This window comes from Brevirhabdus pacifica (assembly GCF_002797755.1).
In the GTDB taxonomy this organism is placed as follows: domain Bacteria; phylum Pseudomonadota; class Alphaproteobacteria; order Rhodobacterales; family Rhodobacteraceae; genus Brevirhabdus; species Brevirhabdus pacifica.
The window spans coordinates 1,856,785-1,883,720 of record NZ_PGFI01000011.1 but is presented as its reverse complement, the minus strand read 5'-3'; the positions used below and the strand labels follow the sequence as shown (position 1 = coordinate 1,883,720).

At 65.2% G+C, this 26,936-nt stretch carries 27 protein-coding genes; 10 read left to right on the top strand and 17 right to left on the bottom strand.

Features of this window, described 5'->3' with window-relative positions; translation table 11 throughout:
* Positions 1-1,230 carry an acyl-CoA dehydrogenase family protein gene (locus tag CLV77_RS09100; RefSeq protein WP_076980833.1) on the top strand — a complete coding sequence of 410 codons (1,230 nt, stop codon included), beginning with the start codon at positions 1-3 and terminating at the stop codon, positions 1,228-1,230.
* Positions 1,227-2,252, top strand: coding sequence for a phosphotransferase family protein (locus CLV77_RS09095; RefSeq protein ID WP_076980834.1), 1,026 nt, complete (start codon positions 1,227-1,229; stop codon positions 2,250-2,252). The genes CLV77_RS09100 and CLV77_RS09095 overlap by 4 nt, the downstream gene beginning before the upstream one ends.
* 13 nt (positions 2,253-2,265) lie before the next feature.
* On the opposite strand, the gene CLV77_RS09090 is transcribed toward CLV77_RS09095, so the two are convergent.
* The 5 genes from CLV77_RS09090 to CLV77_RS09070 all read right to left on the bottom strand — a co-directional run bounded on the left by CLV77_RS09090 (position 2,266) and on the right by CLV77_RS09070 (position 6,992).
* Positions 2,266-3,222, bottom strand: a complete 957-nt coding sequence (locus tag CLV77_RS09090) for a PDR/VanB family oxidoreductase (RefSeq protein ID WP_076980835.1) — start codon at positions 3,220-3,222, stop codon at positions 2,266-2,268.
* Positions 3,223-3,264: 42 nt separating this feature from the next.
* A complete protein-coding gene (locus CLV77_RS09085) occupies positions 3,265-3,957 on the bottom strand; it encodes a class II aldolase/adducin family protein (protein ID WP_197685750.1) in 693 nt (230 codons plus the stop codon).
* Between the two features lie 100 nt (positions 3,958-4,057).
* Positions 4,058-4,465, bottom strand: coding sequence for a hypothetical protein (locus CLV77_RS09080; protein ID WP_076980836.1), 408 nt, complete (start codon positions 4,463-4,465; stop codon positions 4,058-4,060).
* 24 nt (positions 4,466-4,489) lie between these two features.
* The gene (locus tag CLV77_RS09075) at positions 4,490-5,617 is read right to left on the bottom strand and encodes a Gfo/Idh/MocA family oxidoreductase (protein WP_076980837.1); all 1,128 of its coding nucleotides are present in this window, start codon (positions 5,615-5,617) and stop codon (positions 4,490-4,492) included.
* Between the two features lie 100 nt (positions 5,618-5,717).
* Entirely contained in the window at positions 5,718-6,992 is a 1,275-nt protein-coding gene (locus CLV77_RS09070) for an aromatic ring-hydroxylating dioxygenase subunit alpha (RefSeq protein WP_076980838.1), read from the bottom strand.
* 210 nt (positions 6,993-7,202) lie between these two features.
* Here CLV77_RS09070 and CLV77_RS09065 point away from each other — a divergent pair, with 210 nt between their 5' ends.
* Positions 7,203-7,640: a MarR family winged helix-turn-helix transcriptional regulator gene (locus CLV77_RS09065; protein WP_076980839.1), complete on the top strand. Its 438-nt coding sequence runs from the start codon at positions 7,203-7,205 to the stop codon at positions 7,638-7,640.
* Between the two features lie 80 nt (positions 7,641-7,720).
* On the opposite strand, the gene CLV77_RS09060 is transcribed toward CLV77_RS09065, so the two are convergent.
* The 5 genes from CLV77_RS09060 to CLV77_RS09045 form a co-directional block, all read right to left on the bottom strand.
* Positions 7,721-9,763 carry a tripartite tricarboxylate transporter permease gene (locus tag CLV77_RS09060; protein WP_076980840.1) on the bottom strand — a complete coding sequence of 681 codons (2,043 nt, stop codon included), beginning with the start codon at positions 9,761-9,763 and terminating at the stop codon, positions 7,721-7,723.
* A gap of 91 nt (positions 9,764-9,854) precedes the next feature.
* Positions 9,855-10,538: a universal stress protein gene (locus tag CLV77_RS09055; RefSeq protein ID WP_076980841.1), complete on the bottom strand. Its 684-nt coding sequence runs from the start codon at positions 10,536-10,538 to the stop codon at positions 9,855-9,857.
* On the bottom strand, positions 10,535-10,693 hold the full coding sequence (locus tag CLV77_RS16340; protein WP_144023311.1) for a universal stress protein: 159 nt from the start codon (positions 10,691-10,693) through the stop codon (positions 10,535-10,537). Before CLV77_RS16340 ends, CLV77_RS09055 begins: the two co-directional genes overlap by 4 nt.
* Before the next feature lie 73 nt (positions 10,694-10,766).
* Positions 10,767-11,789 (bottom strand): Bug family tripartite tricarboxylate transporter substrate binding protein, encoded by a 1,023-nt coding sequence (locus tag CLV77_RS09050; RefSeq protein ID WP_076980842.1) that lies wholly within the window; start codon positions 11,787-11,789, stop codon positions 10,767-10,769.
* Between the two features lie 40 nt (positions 11,790-11,829).
* Positions 11,830-12,819 (bottom strand): 4,5-dihydroxyphthalate decarboxylase, encoded by a 990-nt coding sequence (locus CLV77_RS09045; RefSeq protein ID WP_076980843.1) that lies wholly within the window; start codon positions 12,817-12,819, stop codon positions 11,830-11,832.
* A 158-nt stretch (positions 12,820-12,977) separates the two neighbouring features.
* Here CLV77_RS09045 and CLV77_RS09040 point away from each other — a divergent pair, with 158 nt between their 5' ends.
* Entirely contained in the window at positions 12,978-13,922 is a 945-nt protein-coding gene (locus CLV77_RS09040) for a LysR family transcriptional regulator (protein ID WP_076980844.1), read from the top strand.
* 16 nt (positions 13,923-13,938) lie between these two features.
* Here the strand turns inward: CLV77_RS09040 and CLV77_RS09035 are convergent, their stop codons facing one another.
* Positions 13,939-14,697, bottom strand: a complete 759-nt coding sequence (locus CLV77_RS09035; RefSeq protein WP_076981225.1) for an IclR family transcriptional regulator domain-containing protein — start codon at positions 14,695-14,697, stop codon at positions 13,939-13,941.
* A gap of 107 nt (positions 14,698-14,804) precedes the next feature.
* Between CLV77_RS09035 and CLV77_RS09030 the strand changes: the two genes are divergently transcribed.
* From CLV77_RS09030 to pcaF, 3 genes are read left to right on the top strand one after another with little or no spacing between them, the layout of a single operon-like run.
* Positions 14,805-15,524 carry a 3-oxoacid CoA-transferase subunit A gene (locus CLV77_RS09030; RefSeq protein ID WP_076980845.1) on the top strand — a complete coding sequence of 240 codons (720 nt, stop codon included), beginning with the start codon at positions 14,805-14,807 and terminating at the stop codon, positions 15,522-15,524.
* Between the two features lie 17 nt (positions 15,525-15,541).
* Positions 15,542-16,216, top strand: a complete 675-nt coding sequence (locus CLV77_RS09025) for a CoA transferase subunit B (protein ID WP_425319788.1) — start codon at positions 15,542-15,544, stop codon at positions 16,214-16,216.
* Positions 16,216-17,415: a 3-oxoadipyl-CoA thiolase gene (gene pcaF, locus CLV77_RS09020; RefSeq protein WP_076980847.1), complete on the top strand. Its 1,200-nt coding sequence runs from the start codon at positions 16,216-16,218 to the stop codon at positions 17,413-17,415. The genes CLV77_RS09025 and pcaF overlap by 1 nt, the downstream gene beginning before the upstream one ends.
* Positions 17,416-18,191: 776 nt before the next feature.
* On the opposite strand, the gene CLV77_RS09015 is transcribed toward pcaF, so the two are convergent.
* The 5 genes from CLV77_RS09015 to CLV77_RS08995 all read right to left on the bottom strand — a co-directional run bounded on the left by CLV77_RS09015 (position 18,192) and on the right by CLV77_RS08995 (position 24,850).
* Complete coding sequence (locus CLV77_RS09015) at positions 18,192-18,404, bottom strand: DUF1858 domain-containing protein (protein WP_076980848.1); 213 nt, start codon at positions 18,402-18,404, stop codon at positions 18,192-18,194.
* Between the two features lie 111 nt (positions 18,405-18,515).
* Positions 18,516-19,871, bottom strand: coding sequence for an oxygen-independent coproporphyrinogen III oxidase (gene hemN / locus CLV77_RS09010; protein WP_076980849.1), 1,356 nt, complete (start codon positions 19,869-19,871; stop codon positions 18,516-18,518).
* 83 nt (positions 19,872-19,954) lie between these two features.
* Entirely contained in the window at positions 19,955-23,053 is a 3,099-nt protein-coding gene (locus tag CLV77_RS09005; RefSeq protein WP_076980850.1) for an efflux RND transporter permease subunit, read from the bottom strand.
* Entirely contained in the window at positions 23,050-24,348 is a 1,299-nt protein-coding gene (locus tag CLV77_RS09000) for an efflux RND transporter periplasmic adaptor subunit (protein WP_085047356.1), read from the bottom strand. Before CLV77_RS09000 ends, CLV77_RS09005 begins: the two co-directional genes overlap by 4 nt.
* Before the next feature lie 4 nt (positions 24,349-24,352).
* Positions 24,353-24,850, bottom strand: a complete 498-nt coding sequence (locus CLV77_RS08995; RefSeq protein WP_076980852.1) for a cytochrome b — start codon at positions 24,848-24,850, stop codon at positions 24,353-24,355.
* Positions 24,851-24,988: 138 nt separating this feature from the next.
* Here CLV77_RS08995 and CLV77_RS08990 point away from each other — a divergent pair, with 138 nt between their 5' ends.
* Positions 24,989-25,561 carry a TetR/AcrR family transcriptional regulator gene (locus CLV77_RS08990; protein ID WP_233128111.1) on the top strand — a complete coding sequence of 191 codons (573 nt, stop codon included), beginning with the start codon at positions 24,989-24,991 and terminating at the stop codon, positions 25,559-25,561.
* Complete coding sequence (locus CLV77_RS08985; protein WP_076980854.1) at positions 25,554-25,931, top strand: hypothetical protein; 378 nt, start codon at positions 25,554-25,556, stop codon at positions 25,929-25,931. Before CLV77_RS08990 ends, CLV77_RS08985 begins: the two co-directional genes overlap by 8 nt.
* Here CLV77_RS08985 and CLV77_RS08980 read toward each other — a convergent pair.
* Positions 25,910-26,323, bottom strand: coding sequence for an RrF2 family transcriptional regulator (locus tag CLV77_RS08980; RefSeq protein WP_076980855.1), 414 nt, complete (start codon positions 26,321-26,323; stop codon positions 25,910-25,912). The two genes, CLV77_RS08985 and CLV77_RS08980, sit on opposite strands and share 22 nt — an antisense overlap.
* Positions 26,324-26,430: 107 nt before the next feature.
* Here CLV77_RS08980 and CLV77_RS08975 point away from each other — a divergent pair, with 107 nt between their 5' ends.
* Positions 26,431-26,916, top strand: a complete 486-nt coding sequence (locus CLV77_RS08975; RefSeq protein ID WP_076980856.1) for a hemerythrin domain-containing protein — start codon at positions 26,431-26,433, stop codon at positions 26,914-26,916.
* Positions 26,917-26,936 lie beyond the last annotated feature (20 nt).

Genomic DNA, 26,936 nt, shown 5'->3' with positions numbered 1-26,936 from the left:
ATGGATTTCACGCTTTCCCCCCGCGTCGAGGATTTCCGCGCCCGCATCGCCCGTTTTGTCGAGGAGGAGGTTCTGCCGGTCGAAGAGGATCGTTCCAACTGGGACGCCCATGACAACATCGCTGCAGAACCGCTTGAGATGCTGCGCGAAAAGGCCCGCGCGGAAGGGCTCTGGTGCCTCCAGCTCAGGCGCGAGACGGGCGGTCAGGAGCTGGGCCGCGTCGGCATGGCCGCCTGCTACGAGGAGATGAACCGCTCGATCTTCGGGCCTGTCGTCTTTAACTCGGCCGCGCCGGACGACGGCAACATGATGGTCCTGGAACAGGCCGCGACCGACGCACAGAAAGAGCGTTGGCTGCAACCCATCGTGCAGGGCAAGGTCCGCTCGGCCTTTGCCATGACCGAGCCGCATCCGGGCGGCGGATCGGACCCGGGGATGATGCTGACCACCGCGACGAAGGACGGGGAGTCCTACGTCATCCGGGGGCGCAAATGGTTCATCACCGGGGCAGAGGACGCATCGCATTTCATCCTGATGGCGCGCACATCGGACGATCCGCGCCGGGGGCTGACGGCCTTTCTCCACCACCGCGAGGATCCGGGCTGGCACATCGACCGGCGCATTCCGATCATGGGCCCCGAGGAGCATGGCGGTCATTGCGAGCTGGTCTATCAGGACATGCGGCTGCCCGCCGACCGGGTGCTGCTGGGCGAGGGGCTGGGCCTGAAGGTCACGCAGATGCGCCTTGGCCCGGCGCGGCTGACCCATTGCATGCGCTGGCTGGGACTGGCCAAGCGCTGCACCGAGATCGCGCAGGAATACGCCCAGAACCGGCACGGGTTCGGCATCCGCCTGTCGGACCGGGAGAGCATCCAGATCAAGATGGGCGATCTGGCCATGGGGATCGAGATTGGCCGCCTGCTGGTGATGAAGGCCGCCTGGGCGCTGGATCAGGGCAGCTTCGCCCGCAAGGAGGTCTCGATGGCCAAGATCCACGTCGCCAACCTGCTGCACAAGGCCGCCGACGTGGCGATCCAGGTTAACGGCGCGCGCGGCTACAGCCGCGACACGGTGCTTGAATGGATCTACCGCTATGCCCGGCAGGCCCGGCTGGTCGATGGCGCGGACGAGGTGCACCAGATGGTGCTGCACCGCTTCCTGGCCGAGGAGGGGCGCGACTTCTGGACCTGGCAGACCCAAGAGGTCCGCAAAGGGGTCGCGGCGGAATGAGCGATCTGGACCTGGCCGCGCTGAAGACATGGCTTGCAGACAGGATGCCCGGGAATGACCTGGGGACCGAGCGGATCGGCGGCGGCCAGTCCAACCCGACCTGGTATGTGGACTGGGGCCGGGCGCGGATGGTCCTGCGCAAGAAACCCGCGGGTCCGATCCTGCCCGGCGCCCACGCGATCGAGCGTGAGTTCCGGGTCCTGCGCGCCCTGGAGGGCAGCGAGGTTCCCGTGCCCAGGGCCCTGTGGCTGGAGGAGGACGCGGCCATTCTCGGCACGCCCTTCTACCTGATGGAGCGGCTGGAAGGTCGGGTCTTTTCCGATTGCGCCTTGCCGGGTCTGGCCCCCGCGGAGCGGCGGGAGATCTACCTCGACATGGCGCGCACGCTGGCGAGGCTGCACGCGGTCCGGCCCGAGGCGGTGGGCCTGGGCGATTTCGGCAAGCCCGGCAATTATTTCGAGCGTCAGATCAGGCGCTGGGGCCGCCAGTATCGCGAACGCCCGGGGGGCGCGGTCCCGGCGCTGGACCGGCTGCTCGACTGGCTGACGTCGCACATGCCGGAAGATGACGGCGCGGTCTCGATTGCGCATGGCGATTTTCGTCTAGGCAACATGATCTACCACCCCACCGAGCCGCGGGTGATCGGTGTGCTCGACTGGGAGCTTTCGACACTTGGGCATCCGCTTGCGGACTTGGGCTTCTGCGTCATGCCCTGGCTGACATCCCCGGATGAATACGGCGGGCTGATGGGCAGCGGCTGGGAGGGGGCGGGCGTTCCGACCCGGACCGAATTCGAGGCGGAATATCATGCACATGCCCGCCCGACCGCGCCCCTTGGGGCGTTTCACATGGCCTTCGCCTTGTTCCGTTTCGCGGTGATCTTCGTCGGCATCGCGGACAGGGCGCGGGCCGGCAATGCCACCTCGGACGAGGCCGCGACCCTGGCCCCCCTGGCCGAGCGTTTCGCCATCCGCGGGCTGGAGGTGATCGCCAAGGAGGCGGGAGAAACGGCGAAAGTCTGAGCGGGCGCCCGGATTATTCCGGAAATCCGATGGTGATCTCGGGGCTTTTCGCGCGCGAGCAGCAGATGATGATGCTGTCCTCCATCTCGTCGTCGAAAAGCACCAGGTCGCGGTGATCGGCCTCGCCCTCGATCAGGCGCATCCGGCAGGTTCCGCATGTCCCCGCCTCGCAGGAGCTTGGCATTTCAAGCCCCGCTTCATTCAGCACCTCGAGGATGGATTTGTCCGCCGGCACGCGGAAGGCCCCCTCGTGGCCTGCCACGCGGACCTGGAAACCCTCGCCATCCTCGGCCTGGGGGGCGGGGGTGGTGCCGAAATCCTCGAACCGCACATCGCCCCGGCCCCAGTGGGAGGCGGCCGCGCGCACGGCGTGCAGAAGACCCGTCGGCCCGCAGCAGTAAAGGACCGCGCCGTCCTGCTCGGCCAGAAGGGCCTGAAGGTCCAGTGACCGGGCGGGATCGCCCATGTCGTGATGGATGGTCACGTTCTTTGCGAACGGGGCCGACGTGATCTCGTCCAGATAGGCGGTCTGCGCGGGGTCGCGCGTCAGGTAATACATGTGGAAAGGCCGCTCGCCGGTGCGGTGCAGGTATCGCGCCATGCTGAGGATGGGCGTGATGCCAATGCCCCCCGCGATGAGGATGACCCGCTCGCCATCCTGTCCAAGCTGGAAGTCGTTGGCCGGTGCCGATACCTCGACCATGTCGCCGGCCGAGACCGTATCGACAAAGCTGCGTGAGCCGCCTTGCCCCTCGTTCTCACGCTTGATCGCGATCCGGTAGGCGTCGCGCTCGGCCGGGTCGTTGAGCAGTGAATATTGCCGCGTGCCGCCCGCGGGAACCGAGACATGGACATGCGCGCCGGGGGTGAAGGGGGGCAGCGCGCGCCCATCGGGATCGACCAGCACATATTCGTGTATGTCGCTGGCCACGATGCGCGTGCTTCCGACCTTCAGTTGTCGCATCTCCATCCGGGCACCTTTCCTGTCAGTTTGTCGATCCGCTTGCCGGGCTCAGGCCAGGCGGCGGACCAGGTAGTCGAAATTGATGGTGAACTGTTCCTGCTTGCCCAGGGCATCGCGAAGCTTGGCGATGTCCTCGTCGGAGAACGCCTCGGCGCGGTTGCCGCTGGCGTCGGCAAGAAGCTGAATCATCGCGGCGTTTTCCAGCATGATCGCCCCGATCACGGCCTCCTCGACCGTCTCGCCCGTGCAGACGATGCCATGATGCTTGAGCAGGACGGCACGCATGTCGCCAAGGGCGCGGGCAACGCCCTGTCCCATCTCGGGGGTGCGGATCAGGTTGATCGTATCGTCGTAGAGGCCAAGCATCTGGTGGAACAGGGCCGCCGGTTGGCTTGCCGGGCGCAGGGGCGTGCCGGCCGCGGTCAGGGCGACGCAATAGGTGGGGTGGGTGTGCAGGATCGCCCCCACGTCGGGCCGGGCGCGGAAAACCTCGGTGTGGATGAACGCCTCGCTATGGCGGCGGCCGTCGCCTGCGACGACATTGCCGTCGAGGTCGATGGTCAGCAGACACTCGGGAGTGAGTTCATCGAGCCCCACCGAATGCGGCTTCATGAGGAAAAGATCCGGGTTGTCCGGCAGCCGTGCCGAGACATGTCCCCGGGTCAGGTCATCCTGACCATTGGCACACAGCACCCGCCCGGCCTGGACCAGTTTTTCCCGCAATTCCGGATAGTTCATCATTCAGCTCCCCTTGATGTGCCGGCTGCCGCTCTTCATGGGGGCAACCGTAAGTCTCGTTCTTCAGACGGCGGCGTCCGTGTCCCGACCGCCCAACCCCGGATCAGTCCGCGTTGTCCACCGCCAGCGCACGCGCGTTCTGGAACCCCGGCAGCCGTGCAAGATCGGCGAGGGAGAACTGGATGTCCGTCACCAGATCCTCAAGCTGGGCGCGCGACAGGCGCACCGTCACCCACCCCAGGCCGCCGTGGTAATGAGCGATCATCACGCCCCGGCGGGACGGATCGGGCAGGGTATCCCACAGCAGGTTGTCGCATTCGTAGACCTGCGTCTCTCCGGGGGTATGCTCGACCTTTCGTGCCGGGCTCATCTGTGCCCGAAGGGCGACCAGCTCGGCGATTGCCGCGTCGATCTCCGCGACATCGCAGGTCCCGTTCAGGGTCTCGTCGCCCAGGGTGACCGAAAGCGTGGCACCGGTCGCCGTGTCGTTCGTCGTGGCCGTAATCTTCATCTTTGGACGCTCCAGGAAATTCGTTCAGGTTTGGGGCAGGGCGACGGGCCGGCCGGTGCGGGCGGATTCAAGCACCGCGTCGCAGACGGAGACGATGGAGGCCCCCCAGAAGCCATCGTGCAGGGGTGGCTCGCCGCCGATTGCCGCCGCGAATTCGTCAAGCACCAGCTCCCGCGGGGTGCGGCTGTTGTCGAGGGGCACTTCCTCGCATCCGTCCGCCGTGTAGATCAGCAACCCGTCGGGTGATTGGCGCATGTCGCCCTTCTCGCAACTCACCAGGGTCAGGCCGAAATGGGGCTGGTGGGGCGCGTCGCTGCCGATGGCTGACTTGGCGCGGGCGCGTTTTGCCTTCAGCTCATCTTCGGGGCGTGCCGCAGCGCCGGAGGCCCGGCGCAATGGCGTGGCCGGGTAGCCCCATTCGCCCACATTTCCCGTCAGGTCGGCGGAGCCGAAATGGCCATAGCCGCTGTAGACGGCAGTTCCGACGGCGCCGTTGGCAAAGCTCAGCGTCGCGCTGTGGGCGCCGATCGTGCTGCGGTCGGGGTCGAAATCGAAGGCGTGACCGGTGACCGAAACGATCCGGTCGCCGCACAGGCTTCGCAGAATGTCGAACTGATGCGCGCCTTGGCGATAGGTCACGCCGCCGCCCAGTTCGGGGCGCAGCTCTTCGGGCCGGCGGGGGCGGTAGACCCAATCGGTGTAGCACCAGCTGTTGACCATCCGGACCGCACCCAGACGGCCCGAGCGGATGATTTCGCGCATGGTGCGAATGGGCAGATCGTGGCTGTGCGAATGTCCGACGACCAGCGTCAGGCCCCGCGCCTCGGCGGCGCGGGCCAGGGCAAAGCCATCCTCGGCGCGGATGCACATGGGTTTTTCCAGCAGAACATGCATTCCCGCCTCAAGCGCGGCCATCGCATGCTCGTGGTGCAGCTCGGTCGGGGTGCCGATGTAGATCGCGTCGCACAGGCCCGCGCCCAGAAGCCCGGCGATCGTGTCGAAGGCGGGCCGGTCGAAGGCGGCGGTGAAATCGTCGCGCGCCTCGGGGCGGGGATCGCAGGCGGCGGCGACGGCAAATTCCCCGTGCCGCCTCAGGGGCGTCAGGAACGCCTGGGCTGCCGCCCCTAGGCCTATCAGTCCCAATCGGATCATTGCGCGCACTTTCGGAGGGGAGGGGATTTCCCGCCGGCTATGATGCCGGCGGGATCTTCAGGTCGGGGCAGGGGATGCCTCTGCCCCGCAAGGGCGGGGATCAGACCGCGTCGGCGGTCAGAAGCTCTTCCTTGCTGGGCTCGTAGATTTCGACAAGGTCGTCGAGGATCGGCGAGAAGCGCATATGGGTCCGCATCAGCCAGCTTTTCATGCCGTCGCTGTTGTGGTGCTTCTTCTTCTCGTTGGGCAGGTCGATCCGCTCGTTCTCGGCGGGATCGCGGAAGACGCACATCGGATCCTCGCCCGCCTCGACCTTCTTGATCTCGCGGCGCAGCATCCGGCGGTAGGCGGCGACGCCCTGGTCGGTCGAGCCGAGGTTCTCGGCGGTGCGGTCGGTGATCCGGCCCTGGGAAATCCAGGCCATCATGTCCTGGCCGTCGACATTGTCGACGATGAACTCGCCGTTCTCGTCGTAGATCGGCACCTCGTAGGTGTGAAGCTTCTCGGTCAGGTGGGCGGGCACCTTGGCGTCCGCGGGCGGCACGTAGGCCGTATACCAAATGTGAAGCGTGTTCTCGTCATCCATGGGGACACGGATCTGGAACGCGTAGTAGCGCGAGTTCTCGTCGCCGTTTCCGACCGACAGGGTGTTGGGGAACATGATCGGGTGGCCGACCTTCCAGTCGTCGGATTCCTCGGACTGGCCCACCAGCAGCCGGTGCTTGGTGATGCCGTATTCGAATTCCTTGAAAGCGATCTTGGCGTGGGGCGCGCTGATCGCGACCTTCACGTTCTCCTGCTCTTTCACGAACTCGTAGAGGTGGCCGTGCAGCCACTCGGTATGGATCGGGTCGAGCGAGTTTTCCATGGCCTGGAGCCAGTTGATCGGGATGACGGTCCGACCCATCATCCGGACGGTGCCAGGCTCGACAAAGCCGTCGACGCGCGGCAGCAGGGGGGCGGGGTCGGGCCCCATGTAGGCCCAGATCATGCCGCCCAGCTCCTCGACCTTGTAGGCCTTGGTCTTGATCTTCTGGCAGAAGGAGGAGCCTTCGGGCTCGTTCGGCTGTTCCAGGCACTGCCCGTCATGTCCGAAGGCCCAGCCGTGGTAGGGGCAGCGGATGCCCTCCTGGGTGGGGATACCGTTCACAAGCGATGCGCGGCGGTGGGGACAGTGGCGATCCAGCAGGCCAAGACGGCCCTGGCGGTCACGAAACAGCACCAGATCCTCGCCCAGGATGCGCACCGGGATGGACCATTTTTCCTTCAGGTCCTCCATCGCGGCGATGGGGTGCCAGTAGCGCCGCATCAGCTCCCCCGCGGGCGTTCCGGCACCAACGCGAGTGAGCATGTCGTTCTGTTCTTGGGTCAGCATCTCAGGCTTCCTTCTCTTGGCTGTGTCGGCGCACGTGGGTCGCCCCGCAGATATTGTTAAGCGAATAACAATAGTAGCGCGAGTCGTCAACGGTCAAAAATCTCTATTCCGTCAGCGTATGTTGACTTATTCATATCTGATATCGTTAATGGCCTACCAATATGCGGTAGGCGCCGGGCGCAAGAACCGGACAGCGGCCAGGAGCGGAACATGTTACACAACCCCAATGCCGATCGCATGGCGCACCTGCTGAAACTGGCCAGCAAGGCCACCTCCCGGGCCTTGCAGGATCGACTGGCCAGGCATGACATTGCCTACAGCCACTGGACGATCCTGCGCATCCTCTGGAATCAGGATTCTCTGAGCGTGACCGAGCTCAGCCTCCGGGCAAGCATTGCAAAGCCGGCGACGGTGACGGCCGTTCAGGCCCTCGACAAGCTGGGCTATGTCACCCGGCGCAAGCGGGACGGCGACAAGAAGACCGTCTATATCGAGCTGACGGAGGCGGGGCGCGCGCTTGAGGCCGAACTTGTACCGCTTGCCGTGGAGGTGAACGACATCGCCCTGCGCGGTTTTCGCGAGACGCAGAAAGCAGCCCTGCGCAAGATGCTGTCCAAGGTCATCGCCAACCTGGATAACGCCGACTGATTTCGGGTCTCTGGTGTCGCCCCCAGATCCCGGACACGAAAAGGGGCGCCGCGGCGCCCCCTTGATGGTCGATACCAGCCTCAGATCGATGGCAGCGACTTGAGCGCCGGCACCAGCGTGCCCAGCACCGTGCTTGGCCAGGGGATGGTCAGGAACACGTCGAAGACCACGTAGATGAACGTGGTGGTTCCCAGGGCGATCGGCAGGACCAGCTTCCACGGCTCGCGGTTCTCGAGGCGCATGTAGGCCACGATGAACAGGAAGACGGTCGGGATGAGGCCGATCAGGGCCATCAGTGCCATGAAAGCCAGCATCCAGCCGAAGAAGATCGATCCGCGCAGGACGACCGTGCCCACCGACAGGCCCTGATAATCCTCCACCAGGTCGAGGTGCACCTCCTTGCGGACGGCCCCGCCGGCCACCCCGACCGCCGCCGCGCGGCCCGGCCGGCGCAGCACCTGGTTCAGAAGGCTGAGGACCAGCACCGCGAAGGTGGCGATGCCGACGCTGAGAGGGGCAAGCCTTGCCTTGTCGGAAAAGCCCGCGGCCTCGAACACCATCCAGCCGACCGCCACGACCAGAAGGCCCGTGAAGATGTCGGTGAGGTGGAAGGTCGGCGCGTGGAAGGGCAGTCCCTGGGCGCCGCTGCGGCGCCGCTCGATGATTTCGCCGATGAAGGGACGCAGCACCATCACCACCGCCGCGAGCAGCAGCACGAGGACGGCGGGCCGCAAAAGCCATTCGTAGGAATAGCGGGCGATGGAGATGAACAGATAGCGTTCGATGATTGCGCCCAGCACGAAGCCGAGAATCAGCGGCGGGCGCGGCCAGCGGAGGCTTTTCATCACCCAACCCAGGACGCCAAACGCAAGCAGTGCGAACAGATCGCCCCAATCCCGGTTGCCCTGAAATGCGCCCAGGTAAACGATGCTGAGGATCATCGGCATGATGAGCGTGTAGCGAAGCGTCGCGATCTTGGCCATCTGACCGCTCATGGCAAAGCAGACGCCCGCGCCGAGGATGTTGGCGATGGCGACACTCCAGACCATGGAATAGGTGATCGACAGATTGGTGGTCAGCATCGCCGGCCCGGGTTGCAGGCCATGGATGAGGAAGGCGCCAAGCAGGATGGCCATGCTGGCGCTTCCGGGCACACCGAAGGCGATGGTCGGGACCAGCGCACCGCTGGTGGCGGCGTTGTTGGCGCTTTCGGGGGCGATCACGCCGCGCACGTCGCCCGTACCAAAGCTTTCGCGGGCGCCCTTTACGTTGCGTGCGGCAAAGCCATAGGCGAACCAGTCGATGATGGAGGATCCCAGCCCCGGCATGGCGCCAAGCGCCGCGCCGATCCCCGAACAGCGCAGGATCAGCCACCAGTTGCGCAACGCGTCTTGGGCCCCGCGCAGCATCCCTTCGCGGACCTCGTGGCGGGTCTTGCTGGCAATGGCCACGCGGCGGATCGCCAGGTCGCAAAGCTCGGGCAGGGCGAAAAGCCCCAGCGCGATGGGCAGCAGCGGCAGCCCGTCGTAAAGATAGGTCGTCCCAAGCGTCCAGCGCAAATCACCGCCCTGGGGATCGCTGCCGATCATGGAAAGCAAGATGCCGAACCCCGCGACCCCCAGTCCGCGCAGGGGGGAGCTTCCGGCCAGGACCGCGACCATGGAAATCCCGAAGATCGAACAGGCCAGTAGCTCGGGCGAGCCGATGTAAAGCATGACGGGGCGCAGGATGGGGATCGTCAGCGCCAGAAGGAAGGCGCCGAACAACCCGCCAATCACCGACGAGACATAAGCGGCGGCCAGCGCCCGGCCCGCTTCGCCCTTGCGGGCCATGGCGTGACCGTCGATCACAGTCGCCTGTGAGGCCTGCGTGCCCGGCACGCCGAACAGCACCGCCGGGATGGTATCGGAGGTGGCCGCCACGGACGACAGGCCCAGCATGAAGGCAAAGGCCGCGATCGGGTCCATCCCGAAGGTGAAGGGCAGCAGCAGGGCCATGCCGGCCACGCCGCCCACGCCGGGCAGGATGCCCAGCATCAGGCCCAGCATCACCCCCGCTGCCAGGTAGATCAGCCGCTCGAATTGCAGGACCAGGAATAATGCGTCAGCGAGGCTTTCGATCATTTTGCGTCGAGACCTTTGTTCTTTCTTTCCGCGATTTCCGAACCGGAGAATACGCGCGTGAAACCCGGCAGGAGGGCCGGTCGCGCAGCGCTCAATGGGCCATGAAAACGGGAATGTTCAGATGTTTCAGAATGTCGTTCGTCGTGCCGCCCAGCACATCCTCGCTGAACTTCGAATGCTCGTAGGCGCCCATCGCCAGCAGGTCGGCGCCGACCTCCTCGCAAAAGCCCAGGATCGTCCTAGCGATGGATCCGCGCGCGTCGCGTCGCACGGGCGATGCGACGCTGTCGTGCCGGGCGAAATGGGCGCACAGCTGCTCGCTCCAGTAATCGGCGGCCTCGTCGGGCGGGCCGATGCGAAGCACGAACGCCTCGTCGACGGGACCGAACAGTTGCAGCAACTCGCCCACCGTGCGCGCGGCCGCGCGCTTGCCGTCCCAGCCGATGACCACGCGGCGCCCCAGCGACGTGCCGGGCTTGCGGCCTGGCACGATGAGGACGGGCTTGCCGCTGCGCAGGGCAATTACATCGGGACGGACCTGGCGGGTTTCCGGGTCGTCATCGTGGGCACGGGCCCCCAGCACTGTCAGGTCGTAATGCCGTGCGGCCTTGGTGATGGCCAGGTCGGCATTGCCAGCAAGCTTGAGGCAGTGAAGCCTGTCCTGCGCGGCGAAGGTCTCGGCCTCCTGGAAAAAACGGGCCTCGACGGTCTTGCGCGCCTCGTTCTCCAGGCGCTCCGCGATCTTGCGGAATTCCTCTCTCAGGCCGCGGCTCATCGGCAGGTCGAGGGGCCCAGGAGTTGTGAGGCTTCGTACGGGAAGCATCCGGTGACGTGGCCGTCACGCTCGGATGCCAGGGACAGCGCCTGTGCGAGGGCGTGGCTTGCCGAGCTGCTGCCGTTATAGGGCACCAGGATATCTTTCAGACCCATGACCTTCCCTCCCCGGCCGTCTTCTGGCAGCGCGATTGGCGACGACCGGCACCGGGCCGGTCGCCGCGCCTTCTCAGTTGGTGGCTTCGATCACCTTCGCGATGACCGCGGGGTCGGTTGCGTAGACCGACTCGACGATCTGCTGAAGCTGCTCCCCGTCGGAGGGGGTGATCTCAAGCCCGGCCTCGGCCGCGGCCTTCAGGAACTCGGGATCCTGCATCGTGTCCATGAACGCCTTGCGCAGCGCGTCCACACGGTCCTGCGGCACGCCGGGAGGGGCGACATAGGGGCGGCCCATTTCCTGCGGTGCGATGATGAAGTTGAGCATGCCCTTCGCCTCGTCGGTCTCGGCGATGTCGGTGACAAGCGGGACCTCGGTCAGTTCAGGGTGCGATTTGGCGGCGAACTGGAGCAGCAGCTTGATCTTGCCGCTTTCGAGAAGATCGGCCTTGGTCGCCTTGATGGTGGACCACGACCAGCCACAGCGGCCCATGACCTCGCCGCGCTCCATCGCGAGGACGATGTCGTTGCCGCCGGGATAGCCGTCGATGATCTTCATCTTGGTTCCCAGCGCCGTGTTGGCGACATTGGCCTGTTTGTTGGGGTCCGAGGCCGCACCCGTGCCGCCGACAAGCAGTTCCTTGGCGCGCAGATCGTCGATATTCGAGATGTCGGCGTCGGACATCGCGGCGCAAAGCGAATACTCGGTGTTGGCGTTGCCGATGTAGTTGAACTTGGCAGCATCGAAGGTCGCGGCCTCATTCTGGAGCAGCGGCTCAAAGGGGGCGGCGCGGGCGATGGTCCCGATGACCGAACCGTCACGCGGCGCGGCCTCGTAAAGCCAGTTCGCCAGGCGCAGGCTGCCGGCGCCGGGCATGTTGGTGGCAACGATCGTGGGGTTGCCCGGGATGTGCTTGCCCATGTGCGAGGCGATCACGCGCGCATAGGTGTCGTAGCCGCCGCCGACGCTGTAGCCGATGTAAAGCTCCAGCGTCTTGCCGGAATAGAACTCCTCGACCGACTGTGCCGAGACGGCGCCCGGCAGTGCAATCGCCGCAACCGCCGCGACCGACTTCATGTATTTGAGTAGTGACATCGTTTTCCTCCCTGATGTTCATCTTTGTCTGGATGGCGCTTCAGATCACGAAGGCCTCCAGCGTTTCCTTGGCGAAGATCTCCTCGGGCTCCAGGATGCGCGGGGACAGCCCTTGCTCGTGGGAGTAGCGCAGGAAGGTCGCGATCGTTTCGCGGTTCCTGTCGAATCCGTAGGGCCAGTAGTCGGGGCCAAGCGTGGCTTGCGCCTCTTCGAAATGCGCGGCCGCCCAGGGCAGCATCGCCTTCAGGGCCGCCGTTTCCGACAGGCTCTGCATGGTGATGTCCTTGGCCTCGCTGAAGGCCTTCAGCAGCGATTGGCAGATCCAGGGGTCGGCCTCGTAATCCGCGCGCCGGATGCCGACCGTGTGCATGATCGGAAAGATGCCGGTGCGCGCGAAATAGGCCTTCTCGACCTCGGGGAAGTTTTCGAACAGGCGCCGGACCTTGCCGTTCGGCCCGGAATAGGTGCTTGGCTTGCGCGCCGTGTAGAGGGCGTCAATCTCGCCGTCGTGAAGCATCTGCGACAGGGTCTTGTCGGGGCCGATCGGCACCACCTTGATGTTGTCGGGCAGGTCGAGCTTCAGCTTCTCGCTGCGGTTCGGCTCTTCCTCGCCGCCGGTGTAATAGGTCACCGAGTCGACGTTGACGCCGAAATCGTCGCTGAGGATGCCGCGGATCCAGACCGGGGCCGTCATCTGGTATTCCGGGCAGCCGACGCGCTTGCCCACGAGGTCCTCGGGCCGGTCGATGCCGCTATCCGCATTCACGTAGATCGAGCTGTGGCGGAAAAAGCGGGAGGGGAAGACCGGAATGGCAACGAAAGGCCGCTCGGGCTTGTGCAGCGAGACGACATAGGACGACAGCGAAAGCTCGGAGGCCTCGAATTCCTGGTTCCTGAGCATGCGGAAGAACGTCTCTTCGACCGGCATGTTCAGAAAGTTCAGGTCGATGCCCTGGGGCCTGACCCGCCCATCCATGATCGGGGCCATCCGATCGTAATCCCAGCATCCGAAGTTGATCGTCTTGCGCATTGGCATCCCCCCACATCATTTTCCTGGCGCGGGCCCGCGCGCGCCTGTCGAATGGAAGGGTGCCTGCCGCTGGACGTGCCGTCCAACATAGAATATGGAATATAGCCCAAAGAAAATCTTTGGGCTGGGCGCATGGGCCTGAACGGAACGGGGCGGGAATGAACCTCAAGCAGCTGAAATATTTCATCAAAGCGTCAGAGACAGAAAATCTCAGCCGGGCTGCGCAATCCCTCAATATCGCGCAGACGGCCCTGGGTCTTCAGATCAGGAATCTCGAGGAGGAGCTGGGCACCGAACTCATCACCCGCCATTCGCGGGGGGTGGGGCTGACCGAAGCCGGCCGCCTTTTTGCCGAGCGCGCCCGCCAGGTCCAGAAGCTGCTGGACGATACGGTGCAGGACATCCGCGAGCTTGCCGACCCGGGCCGCCCCCGGGTCAATATGGGGCTGACCCCCAGCGTCATGGATCTTCTGGGGGCGCGCGTCTTCGACCTGGCCGGGACCATCGGCAAGGTCGCGGCCGTCCAGTTCGTGGAAGGTCTGTCCTTTCGCCTGGTTTCGGCGCTGGAGACCGCCGAGATCGACTGTGCGCTCGCGTTCAACATCGCCGAGGACGATCACAGTTCGCGCTATGCGCTGCTGGAAGAGCGGCTGTTCTTTGTCAGCGCGCCGGATCCCGAGAAAAGCTGGCAGCCTATCTCGCTGGAAGAGGCGCTGACCCCGAACCTGGCCTTGCTGAGCCATCGGGACATGATCTGGCAAATGGTCGACGAGACGGCGCAGCACTACACGCTGGACATGACCGTCGCCTTCGAGGTCCAGTCCCAATCGGCCATCAAGAAGCTTGTGCAGCAGGGGGCGGCGACAAGCATCATGCCTTATGGAGCCATGGCGGAAGAGGCGCGGAAGGGTCTGATCTGCGCCCGTCCCATCGACTGTTCACGCCTGTCGCGGACGCTTTATTTTGTGGTCTCCAAGACCTTGGATCAAAGGCTTCTGCCGGCCCTCAGAAAGGTTCTGGTGCCCGCGATCCTGAATGAATACTCCGCGCTTCTGGGCGATTACGCGGTTCACCTGCCAGCATTGGCAAGCGCCGAGGGCTGAGGTTCCGCCAGTCGGCCTAGAGCACCCGGCGCAGGCCCGACTGAACCCTCAGAAGTGCGGGAAGAAGCTGGCTGACCATCTCGGGCACCTCCATCTGACTTGCCGCAAGCCCGGTGTTGAGGGCGGCGACCACCTTGCCGTGCCGGTCGAAAAGCGGGACGGCGACGGACCTCAGGCCAAGCTCCACCTCCTGGTCGATGATGGCGAAACCGTCTTCGCCCGCCTTTGCAATCCGGGCCATCACCTCCCCCGGTTCGGTGAGCGAGAACCGGGTGCGGGGGGCAAGGTCCGAGGTCTCGATGATCGATTGCGCTTCGTCGCGGGGCAGGGCGGCCAGCAGGACCCGCCCCAGCGATGTGCAATGGGCAGGCAGGCGCGAGCCGGGCATCAGCCCGATCGACATCACGCGGGTCTGGGCCGCGCGGGCAATATAGACGATCTCTCTCAAGTCCAGGATCGCGACCGAGCAGCTTTGCCCGATCTGTTCGGTCAGCTGATCCAGCCAGGGCTGTACCATGCGCGAAAGCGGCATCGAGGCGAGGGTGGCGATCCCCAGCCGCAGGATGCGCGGGGTGAGCGTGAAGAATTTTCCGTCGTAATCGGCGTAGCCCTCGCGGTGCAGGGTAAGCAGCACGCGGCGGGCGGTGGCGCGGTCAAAGCCGCTGGCGGCAGCAGCCTCGGCAATGGACAGGCGCGGGGTGTCGGCGCCGAAGGCCTCGATCACCTTCAGCCCCTTGGCCAGCGACGCGATGTAATCTGTCGGCTTCGTCAACATGTGAACGCTGATATGCGCCATTTGAACAAATATCAACATGTGAACAAACGCCCTCGCCTTGGTGGGTGGGCCGGGAGTATCTCGGGACCAATCCAAGGAGGACTCTCATGACCAAGGTTTCGCCCAGCGTCGCCGACGCGATCGCGGATATCCCCGACGGCGCCCAGATCATGATCGGCGGCTTCGGCGGCTCCGGCGCCCCGATCGAGCTTATCCATGCGCTGATCGATCGTTTTCGGGCCACCGGCAGCCCAAGCAACCTGACCCTGATCAACAACAACGCGGGCAACGGCTCCATCGGGATCGCCGCGATGATCAAGGCGGGTATGGTCGGAAAGATGATCTGCTCCTTCCCACGCAGCTCGAACGCCGAGGCCTTCAACGAGAAATACCTGGCCGGGGAGATCGCACTGGAACTGGTCCCGCAGGGCACCCTTGCCGAACGTATCCGCGCTGCCGGCGCCGGTATTCCCGCGTTCTATACCCCGACCTCCTTCGGGACCGAACTGGCCGAGGGCAAGCCCAGCGAGGAGTTCGACGGCAAGATGTACGTGCGCGAGCGGTGGTTGAAGGCCGACTTTGCGCTGGTGAAGGGGCATGACGGCGACGAGGCGGGCAACCTGACCTATCGGCTGGCGGGCCGCAATTTCAACCCGCTGATGGCCATGGCCGCTGATCGCACGATCGCGCAGGTCTCGAACCTGGGCGCCCCCGGCAGCATCGCCCCCGAGGCGGTCATCACCCCCGGCATCTTTGTCGACGTGGTCGTCGAGGTGTCCGAACCCCAGCAAGAAGAAATGCTCGTCCGCACGGGAGTGATCTACTGATGTCCGGTTTCAATCTGATGGAAGACAAGCTGAGCAATGCCCAGATCGCGTGGCGCGCCGCGCAGGACCTCGAGGACGGCTCGTATGTGAACCTCGGGATCGGCTTTCCCGAGATGATCGCCAAGTTCCAGCCCGAGGGTCGCAACGTGACCTACCACACCGAGAACGGCGTGCTGGGCTTCGGCCGGGCCCCCGCAGAGGGGGAGGAGGACTGGGACCTCATCAACGCGGGTAAGAAGGCGATCACCCTCAATCCCGGCGCGTCCTTTTTCCACCATGCCGACAGCTTCGCCATGGTCCGGGGCGGGCATCTGGATCTTGCCGTGCTGGGCGCCTACCAGGTCGCGCAGAACGGCGATCTGGCGAACTGGCGCGTGGGGTCCAAGGGGGTTCCGGCCGTGGGCGGGGCCATGGACCTGGTGCATGGCGCAAGGCGCGTGGCGGTGGTGACCGACCATGTCACCAAGGACGGCGGCCCGAAACTGGTCGAGGAGTGCACCTTTCCGCTGACAGGCGTGGGCTGCGTGACCCGAGTCTATACCTCGCTGGCGGTGATCGACATCGCCGAGGGGCGGTTCGTGCTGCGCGACAAGCTGCCGGCGATCAGCCTTGAGGAGTTGCAGGCGGTGACCGGCGCCCGGCTGCACATCGAGGGCGAGGTCGGTGCCATCGTCGTGCCGGAGGGGATCTGATGACCGAGGTTTTCATCTGCGACTATGTCCGCACGCCCATCGGCCGCTACGGCGGCGCACTTTCCCCGGTCCGGGCCGACGACCTGGGGGCGATCCCGCTGAGGGCCCTGGCCAAGCGGAACCCCGGTCTGGACCTGGGCGCCATCGACGAGGTGATCTTCGGCTGTGCCAACCAGGCCGGCGAGGACAACCGCAACGTGGCGCGCATGTCGCTTCTGCTGGCGGGTTATCCCGACACGATCGCAGGCATGACCATGAACCGCCTTTGCGGATCGGGCATGGATGCCGTCATCACCGCCGCCCGCGCCATCCGTTCGGGCGAGGCCGACCTGATCGTCGCCGGAGGGGTGGAAAGCATGTCCCGCGCGCCCTTCGTCATGCCCAAGGCGACGGAGGCCTTTTCCCGTGCCAACGAGGTCCATGACACGACCATCGGCTGGCGCTTCGTCAACAAGCTGATGAAGGCGCAATACGGCGTCGACAGCATGCCCGAGACGGCCGAGAACGTGGCCCAGGACTTTGCCATCAGCCGCGATGACCAGGACGCGTTTGCCCTGCGATCCCAGCTCAAGGCGGCAGAGGCACAGGCAAACGGTCGCCTGGCCCGGGAAATCGTGCCGGTCAGCATCCCGCAGCGCAAGGGAGACCCGGTCATCGTGGAGGCCGACGAGCACCCGCGCGCCTCGACCACCCTCGAGGCGCTGCAAAAGCTCAGACCCTTCGTGAAGGCCGACGGCACCGTGACGGCGGGCAATGCCTCCGGCGTAAACGACGGGGCCGCGGCGCTGATCCTTGCCACGAAGGAGGCCGCCGAGAGACAGGGCCTGACACCCATCGCCCGCGTTCTGGGCGGGGCCACCGCCGGCGTCGCGCCGCGGATCATGGGCATCGGCCCGGCGCCTGCGTCCCAAAAACTGATGGCGCGCCTGGGGCTGGGGCAGGAGGATTTCGCGGTGATCGAGCTCAACGAAGCCTTCGCCAGCCAAGGCCTTGCCACCCTGCGCGAGCTTGGCATCGCCGACGACGACCCCCGGGTGAACCCCAACGGCGGGGCAATCGCGCTTGGCCATCCGCTTGGCATGTCGGGCGCCCGGATCACCGGCACGGCGATGCTGGAGCTGAAGCCGGGCCAGAAATCCCTGTCGACCATGTGCATCGGCGTCGGCCAGGGCATCGCAATCGCCCTCGAAGCGGTCTGATCGCGAACTCCCACGGCCGTCCTTCGCAGGGCGGCCGTGAGGCATCCCACCGCTGCGGAATGACGCTGAACCCACCGCCGACAGGCTTGGCCGGGGCGGCAGGGCGGCGCCGCAATTCGCCCGGATAGAAGCATTTTCTTGCACCATCCCCCCAAACGGGGGCAAAAGGCCCGGAAATCGAGGAAGGCGGGTCCGTTGATCATGAGTGCAAAGCCAGCAAAGCAAGGAATGTCGGAGGTCCGCCGGGCCGCCCGCCTTTCCGTGGCGCCGATGATGGATGGACGCGATTAGGTCCTGATTTCAAGTGGTTGAAAGGCGTTGTGTGCAGTACATGTTCATGTTTCGATCGCGTGATGTCGCGCGGCGTCGCACGCTTATCGGTGCGTCGGCCGATGTTAGTTTGCTCGCGGGCTCATAGTGTTCAGCGGGGACGAGAAATCGATAGTGGCTAGTTCGCAGGGGCTGGACGCGAAGCTGAAAGCAGCCGTTCGAAGTTGGCGCTGGTAGGGTCCGTTTCGCGGGACTTTCCGGTCGTTCGGCAGCCAAACGATGCAACTCCAGCATGACACGCAGCTGCGGCCAGCTCAATTCTGCGTCGCGGCGCAGATCACGGAAGCGGTCGTTGAAGGCTGCGTCAAGTCGGGGAATCTAAACCCACCTTTCGCTGCGCCTCGTCGCAGCGCCGCCGATGCGGACCTTTCTGCCGTTCGCTGCGCATGCTCTCAAAGGACCCGCACTCCCGGGACTACTCGGTGTCCGATCCTGGCAGATTACGCTCACTCAAGATCTATTGTCTGCTTCAACTCTGCTAAAAAATCCTTCCCATTCAGATGGTACTCGGCACAAGCGTTGGCAACGGTGTGGAAGCGGCTTATTGGGCATCCGACGCAGAGCATCCTGTGGCGAATAAATACGGGGATGGTCCGGGGCCAATGGGTCATCAGATCGGCCAGAGACAGGTCGGGGTCGTCGAGGTTTGGTTTGTTCATTGATGCCTCCCTTGAAAACCAGACTATGCGCTGGAATTTTCCAAAGGTTGTGCTGACGCAAACTTATCCTCCGACTCCACATGTGGCGCGGCTCCTAAACATGATGACGTCTCAAGATGCCTGCGAGTAGCGAACTCCCTCTGGAACGTGTTGGTCAAGCATCGAGGCGATGATACGTGTCAGCGATCGACCTTCCGGTAGAATGCTAATGCGCTGTCCAACTAATTTCGCGAAAGGCTTGAAACGGGTTTCGATGGCTTCCAGACAAGGCCTGAGCGTGTAGGCGCGGGGACCATAGTCGCGGCTCAGATCTTCCAGATCAAGCGTGAAGTAACACATCAATGTCTCGATCGCGCGCGCATGCAGATGATCGTCTGCGGTCATCTCGTAGCCGCGCGATCCGGGAAAAATCGCTTGCGCTATGCGCTGCTTGTAGGCGGCCGTTGCCGGGGCGTTCTGGACGTATCCGCCCGGAAAGCGCGAGATGGAGGACGCACCAAGTCCGATCAGGGTCTGGCAGCTGTCCGCCGTGTAGCCTTGGAAGTTGCGGCGCAAGCGCCCGGCATCGTGGGCAACCGCAAGATCATCGCCGGGGGCCGCGAAATGATCAATGCCGATAGGGGCCAGTCCTGCCTGGACGAACCGCTCTGCGGCGCGTGTGGCAAGTGTGTACCGCGCCAGATCACCCGGCAGGGCGCTTTCGTCGATCAGCTTTTGACGTTTCGACACCCAGGGCACATGCGCGTACCCGAACAGAGCGATGCGGTCCGGAGCAAATGTCAGCACCTTATCGATGGTATCTTCGAGCCGTGCCAGGGTCTGGTGCGGCAGGCCGTAGACCAGATCGGTATTCAGCGAGGTGATGTCGGCGGCACGCAGGTCTTCGACGCAGGCGCGCGTGATGTCGAATGGTTGCAGGCGGCCGATCGCCTGCTGCACCTCGGGATCGAAGTCCTGAATGCCAATGGACGCACGGGTCATGCCTTCCGCCGCAAGCGCAACGATCTTGGAGCGGTTGACCATCGTCGGATCGATTTCGACAGAAAATTCAAAGTCGTCTGCCGTGGGGAAGACGCTGCGGATCGCCTTGCTCAGTCGGTGGATCAACGGTGGCGGCAGGATCGTGGGTGTGCCGCCGCCCCAATGCAACCGTCCCATGCGCGAACCATCAGGCAGTGTGCCGCGCAGCATGTCCAGCTCTGCTTCGAGGGTCTCGACGTAGCTTTCCACCGGTCCGAGGGTTTGCGTGCCTTGGGTGTGACAGGCGCAGAACCAGCAGAGTCGCTCGCAAAATGGGATGTGGATATAAACCGATACCGGAACATCCGGATCCAACGTCTCAAGGGCCCGCTTCTGAAAAGCCGAGCCGACGTTCGGGGAAAAGACTGCTGCGGTGGGGTATGATGTGTACCGGGGGACACGCGCGTCGAAAAGGCCAAGCGCCTTGAGTGAATCTGTATGTTCCATGTATCGATCATGAGCGGGTCGAAGCCAGGGATCTTTGCAGTAGATCAAACTCGCGGTCCAAAAGATGACTGGTCCTGTCGGCGTCAGGATCGTGGCCCCGTCACGTCGGGTGACCTTGGGTTACCCCGGACATCCTCAAGCGCTGCATAGAATGCGGGCAATACCAACAGGATCAGAACTGTCGCTGCGAGCAGGCCGAAGACCACGGAGATCACCAGCGGCTTGAGCGTCTGGGCCTGGGTGGAGGTTTCCAGCAGCAGCGGTGCCATCCCCATGATGGTGGTCGAGACCGACACGAAGATCGGGCGGAACCGCGACCGAACGGCCGCTCCGGCGGCCAATGCGGCGGACAGGCCCTCGGCGCGGCGGTCATTGATGACGCCGACCAATAAGATCGCGTTATTCACCACGATGCCCGCAAGCGAGGCCGCCCCCACCAGTGACGGCATCGAGATGTTATAGCCCATCAGCACATGGCCCCAGATCACGCCCAGGAATGCGAGCGGGATGGTGACCATCACGATGAGTGGCTCGACATAGCTGCGGAACTGGAAGCTGAGGACGATGTAGATGCCCACCAACCCGATCAGGAATCCGCGCAGGATCGAGGCGACGGTTTCCGCGGAATTCGCGGCTTGCCCACCGATCTCGAAGATCAGGCCGGGGGTGGCAGCCGCGAGGTCCGGCAGGAAGCTCTCGGACAGCCGTGCGGTGATCGCGTCGGCATTTCCAATGCGACCGTCCACATCGGCCGCGACGGTCAGTGTGCGCAACCCGTTGCGTCGTGTGATGGTGCCCCAGCCGCGCGCCTCGTCAACAGTGGCGATGCTGGACAGCGGCACGGTACCGCCAATGGGCAAGGCGATTTCGAAGTTGCTCAGATCGGTGGGGCTGACGCGATCATCATCGGCCAGCCGCACCTCAAGGTCCGAGGCCAGATCGCCGCGCCGGATTTCCGCAAGCTGCGTGCCGAGAAAGGCCGCGCGAAGCTGGCCAGCCACATCTGTGGCGGTCAGCCCCAAGGCCTCGGCGCCGGGCGACAGGTTCAGCCGTAATTCGGATGCGCCGAGGCGCAGGTCGAGGATCGCGTTGCGCACACCGGCATAGGTTTCGAGTTCCGCCAAAGTGGCGCGGCCCGCGGCCTCCAGCGTGGCGAGGTCGGGGTGGGTCAGGCGCAACTCGACCGCGATGCCTTGCGGGCCGATGCCCGGCTCGGTCAGGATCAGTGAGTTCACGCCGGGCAGGGCGCCGATTTCTTCGCGCCAGAGTGTGACGATCTCGTCCAGCGTGCTGTTACGCGTCTCGGCGCCCAGAAGGTCCACCGCGACGGTGGCGACATGGGCGCCGGTCTCGCCCGCCGACAGGTTACGGCCCAGACGGGTGATGCGGCGGATCACGAGCGGTTGCGCCTCGGGCTGTTCGGGTGTCAGACGGGCGTTCACGCGGTCCAGCGCGGCCTCGACCTGTGCCACGGCCTGGCCCGTTCGTGCCAGCGGGGTGCCGGCAGGCAGCATCAGCCGCGCCTCGAGCACGTCGCCGTCGATCTCGGGCATGGCTTCGCGCTTGATCATGCCGCCGCCTAGGGCGCCGACGGTCAGGATCAAGGCACCGATGGCCAGCCCTGCGACCAGCCAGCGCGTCTTGATCGCGGTATCGGCCAGACCGCCGACCCCTTCGCGAAAAGCGTCAAAGCCCGCGTCGAAGCCTTTGCGGAAGCGGGAGGGGGCAGTGTCCTTGATGCCGCCCTTCAGGTGATGGGGTAGGATCAGGAAGGCCTCAACAAGCGAGGCGGCAAGGGCTGCCAGCAAGACCACCGGCAGAACCTCGAGCACCGCGCCCAACTCGCCCGCCAGAAAGGCCAGGGGCAGGAACACGGCGAGGGTCGTAAGAAAGGACGAGATCACGCCGGGTGCCACGGCGGCGACGCCTACCGCCACATTTTCCACCGTCGCGCCCTTGGCGGCATGCACCGCGATGGAATCCGCGATCACGATGGAATCGTCCATCACGATCCCGATCGCCATCAGAAGCGCCACCAGTGTCATCATGTTCAGGCTGAGCCCGGTCAGCGCCATCCAGACAAAAGCCCCCGCAAAGGCCACGGGCAGACCCATCGCGGCCCAGATCGCAAAGCCGGGGCGGAAAAACATGCTCATCACCACGACGACGAGCACCAGCCCGATCACCCCGTTCTGCACCAGCATCACCAGACGGTCGCGGATGATCGATGTCACGTCCTGCACCACTTCAACGGAGATCGTGTCCGGCAGGCGGGCAGTTTCCTCGGCCACCAGCGCGGCAACGCCGTCCAGCACCCGAAGCGCGTCGGCATCCAGCGCCTTTGATACGTCGAGCAGGATGGCAGGCACCCCGTCGACAAAAGCCCGGTCCTGCGGCGGTTCGAACCGTTCCTCGATCTCCGCCACATCGCCCAGCGTCAGGGTTGCGCCATTGGGCAGGACCAGCAGCGGGATCGTGGCCAGCGCCGTGGCTGTGTCGCGTTCAGCAGTGAAGCGAAGGGTCAGGTCCGTGCCCGGTCCCTCCAGCGTGCCCGCGGGTAGGTCGATGTTCTGCGCGGCGATGGCGGCGGCCAAGGCGGCAGGCGTCAGCCCGTGGCTATCGAGTACAGGGCGTGATGCGGTGATGAAAAGTGTCCGGGTGCCGAGGCCCCCGCGCGTCAAGCTGGCAACGCCCGGCAGGACGGTCAGGCGGTCCGACAGGGCGTCGGCATAAAGATCCAGTTCGCCCAGCGGCAGATCGCCCGAGATGGCGACCGATGTGACCGGATCGGAGCGGTGCAGTTCGCGTACCACCGCGGGATCGGCACGGTCAGGGAAGGTGTCGATGGCCGAAACCTCGGTGCGCAGCGAATTGACGAAGCGCAGCGCATCGTTACCGGGCGCCATGGTTGCCACGGCCCGCGCGCGGCCAATTTGGGCCGTGCAGGCGAAGGTTTCCAGCCCCTCGACCCCCTGCACCCCGTCCCAAAGCGGCGCGCAGATCGCGGCTTCCACATCCTCGGCTGCAGCGCCCCGGTAGGGCACGGTGATCTCGGCCTCGACGGCGCGGAAATCGGGGAAGGTTTCGCGCAACAGGCCCGGCGCGGCAAAGATGCCCGCTGCAAGGAACAACAGAAGCAGCAGGTTGCCCGCCGTCGGGTGGCCGGTGAACCAGCGGATCATTGCGGGGCCTCGACCGGCGTCAAGGACATGCCGGGAATGGCCGGCGCGATGTCGTCGATCACCACGCGGTCGCCCGGCGACAGGCCAGCGGCGATAACGACGCGGCCATCCTGCGCAAAGGCGGCGGTGACGGGGCGCAATTCCAGCAAGTCATCGGGGCCAAGGATACGCACCATGTCGCCATGCAACGCCGCCTCGGGGATCGGGATGAGGCCTGTCATGGAAGCGCCCGAAAAGGAAAGCTGTACCTGCATGTTGGGCACCAGCGGCAGGCGGCGGGGCGGGTCCGCGCCCTCATAGGGGTCGTCAACCCTGACCACGACCGGCACGGTGCGCGCACGGGCATCCAGCGCGCCTTCGATCCGGACAACGCGGGAGGTCCAGATTTGGGTCGGGTCCGACAGCGGGCTGAGTGTCACATCGATGCGCGTGACGGGCAAGTCGCTCATCATGTCCGCCAGGGAGATGCCTTCCGCTGCATCTCCCACGAGCCGTCGAAAACTGTCGATCGGCAGATGCGCCACGACCTCGGCCGCCGCGATGCCGTCGGCACGGATCACTACCTGGCCAGGGGCGACGGTCTGAAACTGCTCCGCAGTCACCTCAGTCACCCGTAGGTTGAACGGCGTTGTCAGGGTCGTGCGGTCGAGCGACCGGCGCGCACGGTCGATGGCGGCCTCGCTGCGCGCGACCTGTGCTGCGATCCGCGCCTCGCGGGACGGGATCAGGGCGAGCGTGTTCTCCAGCTCCGCCACCGTGCGGCGGGCCAGAAGGGTCGCGCGCTCGGCCTCGTCGGCGCGCGACTGCGGCATGGTGCCTTGCGCGACGAGCGTCCGCGTGCGCTCCAGATCGGTCTCGGCCAGGGCCAGTCGGTCCCGTTCCAGCGCAAGGATGCGCCGCGTGTTGTCCGCCTCAGCCGCGAGTTGCGCGCGCTCTGCCTCCAGGGCCGTGAGGTCGGCCTGCGATTGCGCCAGCGCCAGCTCGTAGTCAGCGGGGTCGATCCGCAGCACCTCGGTTCCCTCGGGGATCAGGCGACCGGGCTCCAGGTCGGGGTGGCGCCAGATCACCTCGCCCTGCACCTCGGCCACGGCGACCCAGGTCTCGGCCGCCCGCAGGTTGCCCCACGCCGTGGCGGTCGGGCGTAGGTCTGCTGCCGCGACCGTCATCACGCGGACCGGCAGGGCGGGTCCGCTGCCCTCGATCTGGGCCGGTCCGGGTGCCGATGAGATCATCCAGACCGCCGCGGCAATGCCGAGCGCGATAGGCGGCAGGGCGAGGAGAGGGGCGAGTCTCATGGGATCAGCATTGCGCCCGGCGCATCCGCGCCAGCGTGCCGTCGCGCAGCACGAACTGGTGGTAGAGCGCGCCGACGACATGCAGCGCGATCAGCGCCAGCAGGACGATCTTCATCACGTTGTGCCCCTGAGCCGCCGCCTCGACCCCGCCAAACCACGCGACCGAGCCGCTGAGCGGCATCAGGATCATCAGCGCGTAGAGGCCCACATGGGTGAGCTTGGCGAGGATGCCCTGCAGCTTGCTCGCCTCGATCGCCGGAGGCACGCCGCGCCGGGCGCGCAGCGTCAGCCGCCACAGCGCGAAGATCACCACCAGCGCGCCGCCCGCCACATGGGCCAGCACGAGCGGGTCGAACCCCGCCTCCAGCCCGTCGGTGACGCGATCCCAAGCGGCCGACATCGCGTCCTTGAAAAGGTATTGCTGCGCAATCAGCGCGAAGACGAGCCAGTGCAGCGCGATCTGCAGGCGGGAATAGCCGGTCGGGGCGGTTGTGGCGGGCATGGCGGGGGTCCTTTCGGTCTGGGCGCGCGACTCGGGATAGAGGTTGCAGTTGCCAGTAGTATATGTTAGTGAGTTATAACTAACAAGAGGTGATGCATGTCCGGTCGTCAGAGCGCGGAAGAGCGAAAGACACAGATCGTGGCCGAGGTGCTGCGACTGGCCGACGAGATCGGACCCGACCGGCTCAGCACCACGGATGTCGCGCGCGCCATCGGTCTCAGTCAGCCGGCGATCTTCCGACATTTTCCCACCAAGGGCGCGCTCTGGTTGGCGGTGGCCGAGGATATCGCGAACCGGCTTCAAGGCTCCTGGGCCGCAGCCGAGGCCGGGGCCGCCGGGCCAGACGCGCGCTTGAGGGCGCTCATCGGTGCGCAGCTCTCAGCCATATCCGAGACGCCCGCTCTGCCGTCGATCCTGTTCTCGCGCGAATTGCAGGTCGACAATCCGGCATTGCGTGATGTGTTCCGCGCGCTTCTGGGCGCCTTGCAGGTCCGCCTTGTTGCCGTGATCCGGGACCTTCAGGCGGCGGGCGACCTGCATAGCGACGTCAGTCCCGACGATATAGCCATCCTCCTGACCTCGCTGGTGCAGGGTGTCGCGATCCGCTGGACGCTTGGCGCGCGGGGCTTTGCGGTCGTGCCTGAGGGGTTGCGGCTGTTTGACGTGCAGATGGAAGTTCTACGCGCGAAGGAGGGCGCTTGCGATGCCTAGAACCAGTCTGACGCTCCGCGTTGCGGGCGGTGTTGCGGTTGCCTTTGGCGTGCTGACCGTTTTCTCTGGTGGCCGAACATTGCTCGGATCAGCCGACATGGGGGCAGTCGTACCCTTTGTGCTGTGGTTCAACACGCTCGCCGGGCTCGCCTATGTCGTCGCGGGCTTTGGCCTGTGGCAGGGGCGGCGATGGGCCTGGCCCCTGTCGCTGGCGATCTTCGCCGCAACGCTGTTGGTCCTCGCGGCGTTCGGTTTGCATGTGGCGCAGGGTGGAGCTTTCGAGATGCGCACCGTTTTCGCCTTGGCCCTGCGCAGCACGGTATGGGGCGGCATCGCGCTGGTGGCGCGTCAGGCGCTTTCCGGGCGGTAGGCGCAATCGGCAAGGGTGCTGCGGTTGAGATCGGCCACGAAGGCCGCCTCGGCATGGACCAGCCGCGCCTTCAACCGGCAGTGCGGGGTTAGGGTGCAAGTGTTGGTGTCGGAGGCAAAGCACTCCACCAGCGCTTGATCGGCCTCGAGCACCGCCACCACATCGCCCAAACGGATGTCCTTGGGCGCGCGGGCCAGCATCGCGCCGCCCCCGCCGCCGCGCCGGGTCTCCAGAAGACCTGCCGCGGCAAGCGCCGAAATCACCTTTGCCAGATGGTTGCGCGAGATACGGAACTCGGCGGCAAGGTCGGCGGCCGTGAAGGCGCGATCGGGGGTGCCAGCCATGCGCATCAGCACGCGAAGCCCGTAATCTGTGAAGGACGTGAGGCGCATGGTCGCGCTCCTGATTTGGTATTTACAATGCGTATTACTGTGGTCTAATCGGTAAATCAAATGCCAATTCATCTTGTTCCGACGATTCACCACAGAAGGGATGTGCCATGCACGACAATGCCACCGCCGCAGTGCCGCAGGAAACCGGCGCCCTGATCGACCACATCCTGACCAATTATCACGAGATGCACCGGGTGGATCTGGCCTCGCTCGTACCCTTGGCCGAGCGCGTCGAACAGGTTCACGCCGATGATCCGGACGCCCCGAAGGGTCTTGCCAGTGCCCTGGCCAGGCTTGCGCACGAGATGGAAGACCACATGGCCAAGGAAGAGATGATCCTGTTCCCGGCGATGCGCGCGGGCGGCGGTGCGGGCATCGAACACCCCATTGCGGTCATGCGCGCAGACCATAACGATCACGCCGAGACCATCGCGCTGATCCGCAAGCTGACAGGTGATCTGACACCGCCCGAACATGCTTGCGGGTCGTGGCGGTCGCTTTATGGCGGCACGGCGACGTTGCTTGATGAACTGGCCGCGCACATTGCGTTGGAGAACGACGTGCTTTTCCCCCGCTTCGAGCCGGCAAGATGACCAAGGGCGGGACATATGCC